This window comes from Mucilaginibacter flavidus (assembly GCF_024055575.1).
Classification (GTDB): Bacteria; Bacteroidota; Bacteroidia; order Sphingobacteriales; family Sphingobacteriaceae; genus Mucilaginibacter; species Mucilaginibacter flavidus.
On record NZ_JAMXOE010000009.1, the window covers coordinates 126329 to 142593 of the forward strand.

At 45.3% G+C, this 16265-nt stretch carries 6 protein-coding genes; all 6 read left to right on the forward strand.

The features are described from left to right. The first annotated feature begins 204 nt into the window (after positions 1 to 204). The 6 genes from NAF19_RS15170 (at position 205) to NAF19_RS15195 (ending at position 16099) form a co-directional block, all read left to right on the forward strand. Positions 205 to 2016 carry a collagen-like domain-containing protein gene (locus tag NAF19_RS15170; protein WP_252790913.1) on the forward strand — a complete coding sequence of 604 codons (1812 nt, stop codon included), beginning with the start codon at positions 205 to 207 and terminating at the stop codon, positions 2014 to 2016. Positions 2017 to 2088: 72 nt separating this feature from the next. Next, positions 2089 to 3771, forward strand: a complete 1683-nt coding sequence (locus NAF19_RS15175) for a hypothetical protein (protein WP_252790914.1) — start codon at positions 2089 to 2091, stop codon at positions 3769 to 3771. 1 nt (position 3772) lies between these two features. Further along, a complete protein-coding gene (locus NAF19_RS15180; RefSeq protein ID WP_252790915.1) occupies positions 3773 to 10975 on the forward strand; it encodes a hypothetical protein in 7203 nt (2400 codons plus the stop codon). A gap of 8 nt (positions 10976 to 10983) precedes the next feature. Further along, the gene (locus NAF19_RS15185; RefSeq protein WP_252790916.1) at positions 10984 to 12975 is read left to right on the forward strand and encodes a fibronectin type III domain-containing protein; all 1992 of its coding nucleotides are present in this window, start codon (positions 10984 to 10986) and stop codon (positions 12973 to 12975) included. A gap of 219 nt (positions 12976 to 13194) precedes the next feature. Further along, positions 13195 to 13911 (forward strand): LytR/AlgR family response regulator transcription factor, encoded by a 717-nt coding sequence (locus NAF19_RS15190; RefSeq protein WP_252790917.1) that lies wholly within the window; start codon positions 13195 to 13197, stop codon positions 13909 to 13911. Positions 13912 to 13921: 10 nt separating this feature from the next. Next, positions 13922 to 16099: a tetratricopeptide repeat-containing sensor histidine kinase gene (locus NAF19_RS15195; RefSeq protein WP_252790918.1), complete on the forward strand. Its 2178-nt coding sequence runs from the start codon at positions 13922 to 13924 to the stop codon at positions 16097 to 16099. The last annotated feature ends 166 nt before the right edge of the window (positions 16100 to 16265 follow it).

The following is a 16265-nucleotide window of genomic DNA, read 5'->3' on the forward strand; positions in this document are numbered from 1 at the left end:
TTTTTCAATTTCTCAAAGTTGACTTTTCTGCAGGTAAATGTCCTTAAGCATCCTCTCGCTTCTTATTATTCTACCGCCCGGATCCCTTCGTCTATTATTAACCGCCGTTCGTCTATGTTTTGTCTGTCGCTGCGACGGCGCAGCTTACTTTTATTACGGTTCATGGCCTATGGAAGCTGTCACCTGCAAATAATCTATCGCGTTATGAAAAACATTTACAAAAGCATTTTCCTGTTATTTATAGTAGCTTTCATGGTCGTGTCATGTAGTAAGGAGGGGTTACAAGGGCCCGATGGTCCGGCCGGTCCGCAAGGTCCGGCGGGTACTACAGGCCCCGCCGGACCTGCCGGGAAAGACGGCTCAATTATTTATAGTGGTAACACAATTCCATCGGGAACTACGGGTCTGCCTGGCGATTACTACCTGAACCGTTCCACCGGCGACCTCTATGGCCCTAAAACTGCAAACGGCTGGGATCCGCCAATTAGCCTCAAGGGGGCACAGGGTGCTACAGGAAATACCGGTGCTACAGGAAATACCGGTGCTACCGGGGCTACGGGAGCTACCGGCGCCTCGGGCAGTAAATTATTGAGCGGAAATGGCACGCCATCAAATACACAAGGGGCAGTTGGTGATTACTACCTGGACAAAACAAATCTTTTATTGTATGGGCCAAAAAATACAAGCTGGGGCACCCCCGTTTTATTGCGCGGTGCTCAAGGCCCGCAGGGTCCAGTTGGCCCTGCCGGAGCTGACGGAAGTATAATTTACAGCGGCAATGGCGCTCCGGACGCAACGCTCGGCCAAAATGGGGACTATTATTTCAATAAAGCTACGGGTGGGCTATACGGCCCTAAAACCGCACGCGGATGGGGCGCGGCTACCTCATTAGTAGGGCCACAGGGAGCCACCGGTGCAACCGGCTCTACTGGCGCCACCGGCGCAACGGGCGCCACTGGTGCGGCAGGAGCAACGATTTTGAACGGGAACGGCCCACCGTCGCTTACAATGGGCAAGGTTGGAGATTTTTATCTTGACTTGAGCACATATTTCTTTTATGGGCCGAAAACTGCATCAAGCTGGGGAACAAGAACGCTCCTGAAAGGAGCCCAGGGAGCGCAAGGCCCGGTTGGCCCCGCCGGGGCTGATGGCAGCATTATCTACAGCGGCACAGGAGCTCCGGACCCTGCCGTAGGTACCATTGGCGATTATTATTTTGATAAAACTAATCGCTCCTTTTATGGCCCTAAAACTGCAGGGGGGTGGGGAAGCCCGACGTCATTAGTCGGCGCGACAGGAGCTACCGGCGGAACTGGTGCCACGGGTGCAACCGGCGCTGCGGGTGCCGATGGATCGACGATATTGAGCGGCCTTGGTGCGCCCGACCCTGCAACCGGAAAAGCAGGTGACTTTTACCTTGACAGGCAAACCTACCTGTTTTATGGCCCTAAAAACGTGGATGGCTGGGGTCCTGGCGTATCGCTGAAAGGTGCTCCGGGAAGCGGCGGGAATGCTGTCGCGTACGAAACTTCGGACTTTGACTTTCCGCAATGGAACGTTTATGGTAACGCAACTGCAGGCCCGCCCACGAGCTTTGTATTGAGGCATCAGCGATTTATAGGCGACTCCGTAACCTTTTTCAGATTACCAGATTCTGTTTATAATTCGCTACGGAACGGTGTGACACTGGTTTATGCGCAAATTGTTAACCCGGCTGATACATCGGTACACCAATGGATACAATTGCCTTACACCAATGTTATAGGTACATCAAACATACAATCATATACATTCCGTGCAATCGCATCTCTTGCCGGGAACAGCGTACGTATATTCTGCAATATCAGTAACGCTGTTAACACGCAGCCCTCGCCACTGCTTAATATAAATAAGATACGGGTGATTATATCGCCGCAAACTTCCACCGGTACACTCAATGTCGTCGGCGGTCAGTCAATTAAACAGGTAATGCGGCAGTTTAGCCTAACAGATCGAAGTTTTAAGACAGTTAAATAGTTCATAACCAGGGCGTGCCTTAAATTAATGGCACGCCCCTTTTCTACTCGCCACTACCAGCCAGATTTGTTTATGAAGCACCTTATTAACGTCTTATGGGTTCTAATGCTGATGGTTGTTTTGGCCATCCCGGCGCGTGCGCAGGATGTATCGAAAATGGCTAACGCGCAGCCGGTTACCATCAGCGGCCAGTTTGGCTTAGGCCTGGGCACCTACACCTCATCGGGCATTGATAACCGCGAACATCCATTTTCCTATCTGCTTAGCGGAGCGCCGGTTTTAACCGTATATGGTATATCGTTCCCTTTTTCGGTGGTCGTAAGCGACCAGCAGCGCGGGTTCAGACAACCTTTTAATCAATATGGCATCAGTCCGCAATACAAATGGCTTACCGTGCACGCCGGCTGGCAAAGCATTACGTGGTCGCCGTTTACGTTGTCGGGCTATAACTTTTTAGGCGGAGGAATCGAAGCAAATCCAGGTAAACTCAGGCTGGGCTTTATTTACGGGCGTTTTAATAAGGCAATTGTGGAAAGTTCTTCCGAGCCGCTGCTCTTTCAAACACCGTCATACAGCCGCTCGGGCTATGCCGCTAAATTAGGCTATGGTACCGAGCAAAATCATGTCGACATAACTTTTCTGAAAGCAAAAGACGACCCTAATTCTATTCAAAACCCATCTATTGTTTCCGGCCTGCAGCCCGCGGAGAACCTGGTGGCGGGTATCGGTACAAAATTCCTGATTGCTAAACATTTTCGGTGGGAGGCAGACGTAGCGGGCAGCTTGTACACACGCAACCGTTTGAGCGACACACTGCGCGATTTTGATTTGGGCGGGTTTAACTTCCTGAAAAACTGGATAACGCTCAATAATTCCAGTCAGCTGCTAACTGCCGTGCAAACCGCGTTAAGTTATCAGAACAATAACTATAATATCGGCATACAATACAAACGCGTCGATCCTGATTTTAAATCGATGGGGGCTTACTATTTCGAAACCGATGTGGCTAACTATACTGTAAATGGCGGCCTTTCGCTTCTCAAAAACCAACTCCAGCTAAACGGCAGTTTAGGCTTTCAGCACGACAATGTCGCACATGACCTGTTGTACACCTCGCATCGCACCATTAGCTCATTCAGCGCATCGTACAACACATCAAAATTCGGTGCCGACTTCCGCTTTTCGAACTATGGTATTACGCAGGACAGGGGTCTTAACCCGGTTATCGATACCTTCCGTGTAGCCCGCACCAATTATAACGTAAACGGCCTTATCCGTTACATGCTTGGCGATTCGGTTATATCACACAGCTTTATTTTATCGGGTAACCTGCAATCGCTGGTTGACTTAAACCATTTTACATCGGGCCAAAGTCAGAGCAACAGCAAAAGCGCCAATCTTTCTTATTCCCTTGGGTTTGGTAAGTCGGGATTAAGTATCAACTCTAATTTGAACTATACTGTTGCGCAAATCAGCACAATGCATACCCGCCTGTTTGGCCCTTCAATCGGTATCAGCCATCAACTCGATAAAAACAGGCTGATGCTGAATGCTAATATCGCCTATCAGCAACAGCATAACGATGACAAGAATGCAGGCAACGTGATCAACGCCTATCTCAACGGCTCATACCGGCTGGGTAAGCGCGACGGCATTACCACTACCATATCTTACTTGAAAAGCAATTCGAAGGATGCAACGCTGCCGTCTTTCAGCGAATTACGGTCGTCATTATCCTTAACACATACTTTTTAGCATGATGAAAACGTACAAATCCACGATTAAGAATTTCAGCAGAGTGATTTTTGCAGCCGTCATGCTGTTTGCCGGCGCAGTTAAGGCGCAAACTGTAAATATCACCATAAACGTTTTGCCGCCATATTCGCCCTATTATTCCGATTACACCAGCGCTTATGCTTCTAAAACGCTGCTCATCCTTCAAAACACGTCTGGCACACAGCAAAGGATAAGACTAGCCGGCAAATTGCAGGGCGATAACGGCATTCTTATTTCAACCCGTGGCAATTACCGCCCCGTTCAGCCAATTGTTCTTAATCCCCACGAAACTAAGCAGCTAAACGGAACCACCCTTCAAAGTGTGTTTGATTTAAACAGCGTTAACGTGTACGGTATAGATAAGGCTAAGCTGGCTGCTTCCTCGCGTATACCTGAGGGACATTATACATTATGTATTGAAGCATATGAGTATAACGGCGTCCGTTTGATTTCTGCAAATGCGCCGATGGGTTGCAGTATGATTACTATCACCAATCCCGACCCTCCGGTACTGGTAGGCCCGGCAAGGAATGAGCGCCTGCGTGCAACGCCGGCAAATACTGCTTTTTTTAATTGGATTAACCCCGGTACAGTTCCGCTTGGTACACAATATAAGCTTGAAATTGCCGAAATGCCTGATCCGGCAAGAGACCCCAATCAAATACTTAATGCCTCCTCGCTGCCGGTTTTAACTACCGTGGTTACCGGCACAAGCTACCAGTATAACATGCGCAATGTGCCGTTTAAACCAGGTAAAAGTTACGCGTGGAGGGTAACAGCTGTTGATCCGAATAACAGAGTGGTCTTCAGGAACAACGGTCGCAGCCCGGCCTCGGTTTTTATTTATGAGCAGGATAACGGTAAGGACGATAAGCTTGGGCCAACCAAGCACGGCGACGATTTTTCTGTAGTTCATTATGATTACCAGGTAAGTGGAAACTTGACTTATAAGTATCATTTGGCTAATGACAAGCAGATGCCGTATATAAAAACCGCCCGCCGCGATACCGCTGTGCCGCTGAAGCTTACTAAAATTGAGCTGGTTTACGGGTTGTGCTATGTGCCGATGGATATTCACCAGGAAGAAATCAAACAATATAAGCAGGGGGCGCCTCCCAATGGTTCAAAAATTGGCGATTGGATGGGGAAAAACGTAGGGAAGCAGGGGGGGGAAATAGGAAGCGGTTCCGGTTCGAAGACTGATTTTAATAAACCGGGTGATCAGATAGTAAGTCAGGCCGTACAGCAGCAGGAAAACAAGGTAGAGAAATATAATGGCGTAAATGGTAATGCAAATGCGGGGAGCCAGGTGAATGCCGGGGGCAAGTCAAAGGTAAAAAAGGGGGCAAAGTACATTCCTGATACGCCACCGGTGATAGATACCATAGACCAAACTGGGGATTTATTGCTGCCCGCGACCGATTATGGGCCGCAAAATGTTGTTGCGACCGCTAAAACCGATGCAAACGGACATTATGAATTCGATTTTGATTCGAAGCTGCCCTGCAAAATTATCCAGGTGTACCCGGAATCAAACGTGGCGATGGTAATGTGCTATTATATTAACGTTATAAACAAGCAGTATTCTGACCCGCATTCGTTCATTTACGCTAAACCGCCGGTCGATAAAGATGAAACCACCCAGGTTGACGCAGGTACGCAAAACGTTTTTGTAAACAACTACCGGCTTCATGTTTTAATAGATCGAAACCCGGAAGGCGGAACTAATACCGGCAAGGTCGCCGGGGCTTCAGTTGAGGGAACGGCAGACGACACCGTGCAGGTATACGTGCTGAGAAAGCTGCCGCGTTCGCCCTCCATTCCAAATGATGAAGGTGATAATGTTGGCCACGCGCCGTTTAAACCGGTTGATACCACCGCCGGTTGGTATGTTGGCGGCAATAAATATGAAATTGTATCACACCATCAATCCAGCATGGATCATGACGCATTATTTAATACATACACAGGCAGTGTTGTTTTTGATAACCTGGTTGACAACCTTAAGGCATCAGATTCATATTACGTATACGCCGAATACAAACACAGCAAAGTTTCCTTCGAGCCGGTAGAGGTGTCGATGGCCCCGGTTGAGGACGATGATTATCAGCCATACACCAAGCCCTTTGTGCGCTACAAGGACATCGATTTCAGGCCAAGCTATGTGTCGTTCACCGTTAAGGGAGTGCTGAAATATCGATTTAAAGATGGTTCAGCAAGGCCGCTGCCGAATACATCAATAGTGCTTGAGTCGATACCTATGTATCCTGATGGTAAAGGCAATATTGTTCACGACGAAAACAAGGCGAAAACGTACGCGGCTGTCTTTACCGACCCGAACGGCTATTTTGAGCTAAATTCAGGCGTTTTGCAATATGACCAGCTTGAGCTGTACAATTATAATAACGGCTTTGGCTTTCAGCAATATCTCAAGGTATTCAGCCCGTACTATGGTAGTCCCGATATAGCATACTCATTCCGTGCGGGCAACACCTATAATGTGGGTGAAGTGATAGCGCAGGTAAAGGATTTTAACTTGAATGTAACAATCAAAGGATATAACAGCAATACAAAACTTACTGAAAAATTAAAAAATCAGCGTGTGTACCTGTGCCGCCTAACTGGCTTTAACTATGCACAATTTGGTATACCAGATGATGAGGGACAACAAAACGGGCTTGAACAAAAGACGATACAGGATTATTATTATAATAATTATAAAGTTATCGGTTACGGCGTTACCAATACTGACGGTGTCGCGTCCTTCAGCAGGCTAGTGTCAAATGACGTGTACAATGCCAGCGATACGTATTACATTTATTCGGAATCGGAAATATTAACAGGGGATAACTATTCAACAGTTTCGGCGCAGCAGGTAGATCCCCATGTCGCTATTTTTACTACCAATGGCCATTATTTCGACGAGCCTGTGTTGAACAGCATAGTCGGTCAAAAAAATGTTTCGGTAGATGTAACCGTAAATACTGTGCCGCAAAAACCTTACATTGATGGCGCGGTATACCCGCAAAGTAATACCAGTACCAATGCTTTATCGCAGGTATTGGTGTGGCTTTACGATATAGATGCTACAAAGAAGGCTTATAACGCCCAGTACTTCAAGGATTTATTTGCAGGTTCCGACCCGTTGACTATATTGGACTATATGTCTCAATGGAACAATTCCCCGGTTCAACTGCAGAAAATACAACAAACAGGCGACAATGGATTGTTCAGGTTTGATGACCCTGAGACGGACGACTATAAAGGCTGGAAGCTGCTTATTTTTACAAAATATGGCTTCATAACCGGTTACAGCGTTGTTAATTCCGGCATACCGATGGGACCCGGAAGGAAAGAGAATATAAAAGGGTTTGTATTACCTCCGCGCCTGATGCAGGCCGATGTGATAGACCACGATACCAAAAAGCCGGTAAAAGCAAGGATTGTTGTCGGCGATGGTTTTAGCTGGGTAGATACGCAATCGCTGTACCTGTTCCAGGGAGCGCCAAGCCCTAACGAAGAACGTGCGCAAATGCAAACCAGTTATGGCCAGGTTAAATTTACAGTGATACCTGATGACCAGGTAAACTACCATACCCAGATATTTACACGAACAGTTGACGCTCCGCCTAATATTGGCCTTGCTAACGCAGGCGCTATTGACGATAGCTACAGCCAAATGGAGGCCTTCGAAATGTTGCGGCCGGTTAATAAACTGTCGGTATGCGTAAAGAGCGCAGTTACAAAAAAGGCCATTCCGGCTCAGGTGTATATAACTCAATTGCCGCCTGATGAGACCCCGGGAGGTACTGATATTAAGGCTGGCGAATGCGCAAGCTTTACCTTCCAGAGCAGTGCCGCAAAATATGGCGTAAAGGTAGTGTCGGCCGGGTATGTTACCCAGGAAACCACCGTAATTGCAAGTAACTCGCCCGATGCGGTTACGTTCCTCGATATCAAGCTTGACGCCGGATTTTCGATTATCGGTACGATTAAGGTTGACGGTAAGCCAAAGGCAAACGTAGGCGTCTACATAAAGGAGATGTGGCAAACCGTACAGGAAGTTTACACCGACCAAAACGGAAAGTACAGCATTGACGGCCTGCCGAAAGACGGGAGTAACATAACGGTGGTAGCTTCGAACCCAGCCGGGCCCGGAGCGACGAAACAGGTAAAGCTGGATTCGTACATGTTTAAAAATATTGTTATCAATTCGGCACAGGCAGATTTTTACCTCACCAGTAATGCAACTATCGATTTTAGCTCTATATACGGCTTCCCGATAGAAGTAGAATCATGGGTGAAAAAAACAAACAGCTCCAATTATATACTAAATGGCAGAGTACAGGTAAAGCCGAATAAAAACGTATACATGGGTAACTACTATAACAACTTCCTGACACTTAAAAATGTTGAAGTGAAGGTAATTGAACGGCCTGTTAAAAATGCTAATAATCAATTTGGCAAACCATTGCCGCCTTACATCATAGTTGGGGCGTATGGATCGATAGCGCTTAGCGAAAATAACATTGATTTGTTGATGTTCAAGTACTATCATGCAACCGCTTCCGGTCTGAAGGGTTTATCGCTGCAGCAGGCGCCAAATGACCCGGGCAGAGGTTCAATAGTGGGAGAGGCGGCTATAACATCCAATTCGTTTTCGCATGGCGTGGTTTGGAATGGTTCGCAAACGGTAATTCCATTCGTGGACGATGGTAAAGAGGTAATCCAGCAAGGACAAAATGCACCTACCCCGTCACAGCAACAGCAAGTACAGTTTGATAATAGCAATAAGGTGGCCAATGAAATACTGAAAAATGGCGGTAACGATGGAAATAATGGAAGCAATATGGGCTTGCAGATGGGAGTAAGTAAAGGCGGACTTGACCAGGTGCAGGTATACTCGCCCGGTTCGCCGGATGTATTTGCCGATGGTTTAGCAGCTGCTACAAAAAATTTCTTTAACCTTTTTGTAAGTACTTTCGATGATGATAACACCTACAAATACCGGGTTCAGAGTTTAAATGGCAAAACATTTAAATACACATTAAACAATTTATACAACGTAGATGCTTCTGCAGCCAGTTATCTTGATTATACAGGTTTACATCTTGCATCAACGGTACATACAAACATTGCCAATATTAACAACCCCGACCTGAACCTTAACGTGGGTTACTTGATTTTTGATTACAAGTCGATGGTGCAGACCTTCAGTAAATCTGACCTCAGCATCGGTTTTGATAAATGGAAAGCCCAGGGAAAATGGACGCTGGATCAGGGCACGATAAAACTAACGGGTAACTTGTTTGCGGGTTCCATCACGGTTCCGGTTAGTAACCTTGAAATTGGATACGATAATATTGGATACGGATATATGAGCATAGATAAGATTGGCATTGCGGGCGTTAAAGATCTGCCGCTGGGCTCAAACGTTGCTACCTCGTTCGGGTATGATAAAGCAGCCAAATATGGCTCGCTAAAGAATCCGCAGTATGGCTCATGGTCGCTATCGATGGTTTCAACAACCGACGCCCCGGTAACCGTGATAAAAGACTTACCGGACCTGGGAACAAACGACCAGATCCTAATTTCGAACATATCGCTTTACAGCAAGGGCGATGAATCGCGTATTGTTATCTCGAACAGTCAAAAACCGTTAACACTCAATGGCTTTGCAACTTTTACACCTTACCAGGTAGCGAATGGAATTGACAACATATCGTTTGATGGCTCGCTCGACCTTAATATACCGGCCCTTACAGGTATGAATGATAAAATTTACAACCTGGCTTACAAAAGCAATGGCACATCGCTGGTGCACCTGCAAACCAATTTACCTCCGCTTGATATGGTAAGCAACGGCGTACACGTAACATTTGATAATGTTGGGCAAACTTTCATCAATAATCAATTAATCATTCCAGGCCACTTAAAAGATAAAGCACCGAATTCGCCATACAATTTCAAAGTAAAATTGCTTAAATATAATGCTAACTCCCACATGATATCTGTGACCCAGGATAAAAGCAATTTTGTGGAGATGGGCGGCCCACAAAAGCTATCGGCCATAGAAGGGACGATGATTGGTGATTTTTCGTCGTGGCAAAACTTTAAATTTATAGGAGATGTAATCGGGGCAGAAGGTATGCGCGACAGCACCTCGGTTGATGCCAACACAAATAAAACAAGAATGGGTTTTGTTGTACAAGGCGACCTGGTGGCAAATAAAAGCCAGATTGGCGTAAAAAACCTGTCGTTTGGCGATATGTCGAACGGGAATTTTACGTACGATTTCGACAAAAAGGCGATTGTTGGTTCATTCCACCTTGATGAAACAACACCGAATGCCCAATTTCATACCGATTTTGAACTGCAGCTTGGCAGCGGGCAATGGTATGTACTCGGCGTGGCAAAGATTGACCATATAACAGGTTCGCCGGTGCCGGTAAACAGTGCCAATGGTGCCGTATGGATTGGTGCAAGCACTATTACCCCGGGTATACAGTCAATCATACAATCACAGTTCCATGACGGTATATTGCCTGACGGTTTTAAGCAATTCAACACAATTAAAGGCACATTGCTAGTTACTGCGGTCGACATGAATTTGCCTATCATTCCTGATATCAATTTGAATGTCGGCCCAATTGCATCGGTTACGGTTGAAAAAGGGATTTACGCTAATATATTTACAGCAATAGATTTTGGCGGCAAAAATGTAAACATCGATGGCGGTATAAAAGTTGGCGCTTATGTAAAAGTGCATGCAGGGGCGTCAGTGCTGGTTGGCTGCGCAGGGTTAAACCTGAGTGCCGAGGTGAACGCAACCGTGGTGCAGCATGTCGGCCTTCCGCCATTTAGCCAATTTGGCTTTGACCCGGTTGCCTTGCTGTCGGCCAGCGACCTTACGATGAGCGCCAGCGCACATGTTATATTATCAGGTAGTGCTTATGTAGGCTTTGGGGTTTGCGACGATAACTGCAATTCAATAAAAGTATTCGGCGTTAAAATTCCTCCTGGATGCCATTCTACAGGTATCGGTAAATCGATGGACCTTGGTATGGGCGTCAACGTAACAAAACCTCCGGGCAAACTAACACCAACAGATGGTAACCTTTGGCTAAGTATTTTTGACAATACATATTCTACGCATGTTAATATCCCTGGTTTAAGTTATTAAGATTTAAAATGAGAAAGGCATTTATAATAATTTTTCAAATAGTATTGTTCGGGCTTACTGCTGCCAGGGCGCAGGATAATTCAATCACTGCATATGGAGGTGATGGCGCATTATTTATTTATCATGCCTTTCATCCCGCATCGTTGGCTTATCCCAATAATGGTATCACCGGGTACAAGCTGGAGCGCGAGGATTCCGGTGTACCAGGCAGGTGGGTGGTGATCCGCGATTTTCACACCCCGAAGAATATTGATGAATTGGTGAGGAATTTGCGCGCATCGTTCCGCTTTTTTCCCGATGGTAAACAACTTCGGCTTGACCCGCCGACTATATGGAAAAAGTTTCTCTCCACTAACCAAACGCTCGATTCGCTAAGCAACGAATTGGCTTTTACGCCGATGCAGATGGCATTTAACATATTGGTTGCCGATACAACTGTTGTTAAAGGAAAAACTTACCGTTACCGGGTTTCGGAAGTTGGGTCAGGGGGCACATCATTCATCACCAATAGCGTAAAATATCCCGCAGTGGTTACAGCGTTGAAGCCCCATATATTGTCGCGAAAGGTTGAAAGCGAGGCTATTCGTTTGGAATGGTTCGCTAAGAATGATAATAACTCTTTCAATTTTAAAACTTTCCGTAAGACCGAAGGGGATAAAGTGTTTGAAGAAATACACCCGTTTATTTATATGGAACGGAAAGGTGATACGCTGAAATATTCCATCCGGGACGAACATGTAGCTTTTAGCACGATGTACAGATATTTTATTATGCCGGTTAACAACTTTGGCGGCGGTGGTAATGTAGTGTCAGACACAATACCCGCCACCTGTATGGAGGCACGGGGACTATTGACGCCGCAATATTTTAAGGCTGTGGGTGATGAACTAACACACACCATCAAGCTTCATTATCACCTGCCGAATCCGGGTTTTATAGGGAGCGTTGCTGTAATGCGCAGTACTTCGTATGACGATGGAGGTTATCAGCAGGTAGGCCTTGCCATGCCGTATGATACTGTTTATACCGATTTTCGCATCGAGCCGGGTCAGAAGTATTATTATTTTCTGCAGATGGTGGATAAGATGGGCCGTAAGGCTGTTCGTAGCGCCAAAACCTTTGGCCTTTATCAAACAAAAGTCAATAATTTTCCGCCGCGAGTCGTTACTGCAGTTCTGAAAGAAAATTCAGTATTGGTAAATTGGGAGCCACCAGCCGAGAAACAAAGCGGCTTTTATGTGTACCGCAGCGAAGGTGTGGGGATGCCGATGAAACGGATTACAACATTGCTTGCCACTAACACCTATATCGACTCATCGAAATTAAGACCAGGACTAATGTATGGTTATGCCGTACGAAGTGAAAATATAAGTAATGTGGAAAGTAAAAACTCCACAATCGCTTATATTCAAGCAAACACTGTTGATAGCGTGTTAATTGCACCAAAAAACTTCCATGCAGAACTACAGGGACAAGCTGTAAGGCTTACCTGGCTGCAGATGCTGAAATTCAACAGGTATCAAACAGGCTATCGGATCACGAGACATTCGGATGACGGCAAACGAGACGTTATAATCAGGAACGCTTATCCGGCTCCGTTCAGCACTTTTGTTGACAGCGCTGTCGTTCCGGGTTTAACCTACACTTACAATATTGAAAGTACGGCCGGAAAAGCACATAGCATGCTGGTGCCAAGTAATGCTATCACTGTTACACCTATGCTATATATTCAGCCCGGAGGCTTGATAGCTCTTGCCGATCCTACGGGTATCACACTTAAATGGGGCGCTATAAACGACAAGCGCGTTACCCGGTTTGCTATTTACCGTTACAAACGCGGTGCGGCAGCAAAACTTATCGCTACGGTGCCCTCTGCAACAAATACTTACGTCGACAAAGCTGCTGCCAAAGGCGACACGTGGTATTTTTATATCCGTTCCATCGGAAAAAATGTTGCAGAAACGTCTCCAAAGAGCAACGAAGCATTTACCTCATTTTAAAAGTATTTTAATAATCAGGCGGCAAAGAGGCGGGGTATTCCTGCCTCTTTGTCGTTTAATAATACTACAAACCACACAGGTACATTGACGTATTTAAGATAAATAATATTCAAATAATACGTTGTTTGCCCATATTGGTATGCTCAATAGCTATAAAATTTCCTTTGATATTAATTTTTGCATACTTTAGGTGACGAATCCGTGACCTTGACCCCTCTTATGGCAAATATCAATAGTATCATAATAGATGACAATGAGTTAGACAGAATTGCTATTGAATCGTATCTGGAAAAATATTCGTTTATAAGGCTACTGGGGAGTTTTGCAAACCCTATTGAATGTCTTGAACTCATACAGAACGCTGATATTCAGCTTGCTTTTCTTGATATTGATATGCCATACCTGAACGGGTTGGAGTTTCTCAATTCCCTTAAAAATCCACCTTTGTGCATTTTTATAACTTCGTATGCCGAATATGCGCTTGAAAGCTATGAAAGCCACGCATTCGATTTTCTGTTGAAACCGGCCAAAGCCGACAGGCTGGAGCGCGCGGTACTAAGGGCGCGTGAGTACCTTGACATCCAGAATAAAGCAAAACTGTACGACGTGCAGTTCGTAGGCGATTACCTTACCATTAAGGAGAGTTACAACCTGATACAGCTAAAAGTGAGCGATATTATTTACCTGGAGGCGTTAAAGGATTATACCAAAGTGATCACCCGTGCCAAGACGTACATGACGTTGTGCAGTTTAAAAAACTTCTTCGAGAAATTGCCTGGCGACCGCTTTTTGAGAATTCACCGAAGTTTTGCGGTCGCCATAAACCAGATACGTAAAATGGAGCAGAATGAGCTGCTACTTGATAATTTAAGGCTTCCGGTAGGTAAGACATTCCGCAGTGAAATAAACAAGGCGCTGCTTAATAATATTCAGTAAAAAGGTAAATATGAATTTTGCCAGGTACATAAGCAACTTTTCCGCGCGGCATATCTGTTTAAAATGTACCGGGTTGTTAGCGGTGGTTTTATTACTGGCAAATTGTAACAATTCGGCGGGAAAAAGAGAGCCACACCAGGGCCCAAAAGACGAAGCTTTTCTCAGTTTTGAGAAACAGATGGCGCGGTTATTTAAAGAAGGAAAGTTTGACAGCATAATAACAGAGGCGAAATGGGAACTTCCAAAGGCTAAGCACGCCAAGGTAAAAAAGCATTTAGCATATTTATACGCTAATATCGGCAACGGTTATTTAGGCCTGCGCCGCCAGGATAGCGCCATTAATTATTATAAAGCTTGCGAAGTATACGCAGCTGCGTCCAATGCGCTGGAATTGAAAATTGTTACGCAGATCACGCTATCCGGAGTCTACTATGATGCTGGTAAACCCGATTCGGTAAATATTTACAAGAACAGGATGAGCCAGGAGGCCGATACCATCAAAAATGTGCCGATGAAAATGCGGCTGCTTGAAAAACTGGCCGATATTTATGGAACCACCAACCAGCCTGAAAAGGCAATACAGTTGTATTTCCGGGTGCTGGAGCATGCCCGTGCCCAAAAAGACAGTTCAACAATTGCCGTAGAGCTTTCTGACATTGGCGAAATGTATGAGCATATAGCAAACTACAAAAAGGCGGTTGATTATGCATTAGAGAGTTTATCGTATATGAGCGAAAGTCATTTTAACAGGATGGTAGTGTTCAACGACCTTGGCTCTGATTACGTGGACTTAAAAGAATATCAAAAAGCAGTTGATGCCTATAAAAATGCTATTAAGGCAGCCATAAAGATGAATTACTATTCATATGTGGTGGATATGTACGTATCAATAGCATCACCTTACATTGAACTTAGGCAATATGACAAAGCCACGGAATATTTAAATAAAGCTACGGCCTACTACACAGCTAAAAAATACGAAGCCGGTTTTATGTATGTACTGATAATGAGGGGCAAGATGGAAAGAAACCAGGGCCACTACCCCGCCTCTATAGCTAACTTTGAAAAAGCCCTTGAGATAGCCAAGCGAACAGCACATTATGACAGCGAATCTTATGTATCTGGTTTGCTTGCTGATGTGGCCGGGAAAGCAGGGTTATATGAAAAGGCTTATAAATATGATGCGCAATACAATACCATAAGAGATTCTATTGAAAAAGCGGCTTCGAAAAAGAATATCGCAGACCTGGAAATAAAATACCAGACTAATGAAAAAGAACAGCGTATTACGCTTTTAAATCAGCAGAGTAAACTGAAGGATATTGAGCTGCGCGACCAGAAACGAAATTGGTGGCTGATGCTGCTAATGATTACTTTTCTGTCTGTAACCGCCTTTTTGCTGTATCGCAGTTTTCGCATCAAACGGGATTCGAACATGCTGCTTGAGGATAAAAATAGTTCGCTAAACCTGCTCAACGCTAAACTAAATGAAGCAAATACGACGAAAACCCGCCTTTTCACGGTCATCACCCACGACTTACGGTCGCCCATCAGCAATTTGTTCCTGTTTCTGACAATACAAAAAAACCATGCACACAAATTAAACCCGGAGCAACAGAAGGAACATAATGAACGGTTGATACATTCGGCAGAAAACCTGATGGAGTCGATGGAGGATTTGTTGGTTTGGAGCAAAAGCCATATGGAATCGTTTGCGTTAAGTCCCGAAAAAATCGAAGTTGGCGAATTGATAGCACATGCAGTGGATATGCACCGTAATCATGCAGAGGGGAAGCACATAACCCTTAATGCGGAATGCCCGGAAAATATGGTGCTTGTTACCGATGTTAACTTCCTGAAAATTGTCCTGCGTAACATCATCAGCAATGCCATAAAATTCACTCCGGCTGGTGGTTCAGTAGATGTAACAGCTGAAGCAATGGGCAGCAACCTAAAATTAAAAGTGACTGATACCGGCTCCGGCATGACCCAAGAGCAATTGGCGGCTTTGTTTGAATGGAACAGCATTCGGAGTGATTCATCGGGTATGGGACTCCGGCTCGCTAAGGAATTTATTCTCCGCCTTGGCGGTGATATTGAGGTATCATCAAAACTAACTATCGGCACAAGTTTCACGGTTACTGTGCCCGGTTTGCAGGTGCTGGTTAATGCTGCGCCGGTCGAATAAATGACAGCATGAATGCATTGCTGTCATTTATACTTTCCGTAGTTGGTTCAGGCAGAATCTTATATTAAATGTGAAAAAAGGGGGTAGGTCGACAGAACAGCATAAAAGCTTTCTGTAGCCCTACGTTGAGCTTTAGTAAAGCAGTTTCCAGCACCAAATTCGGAAA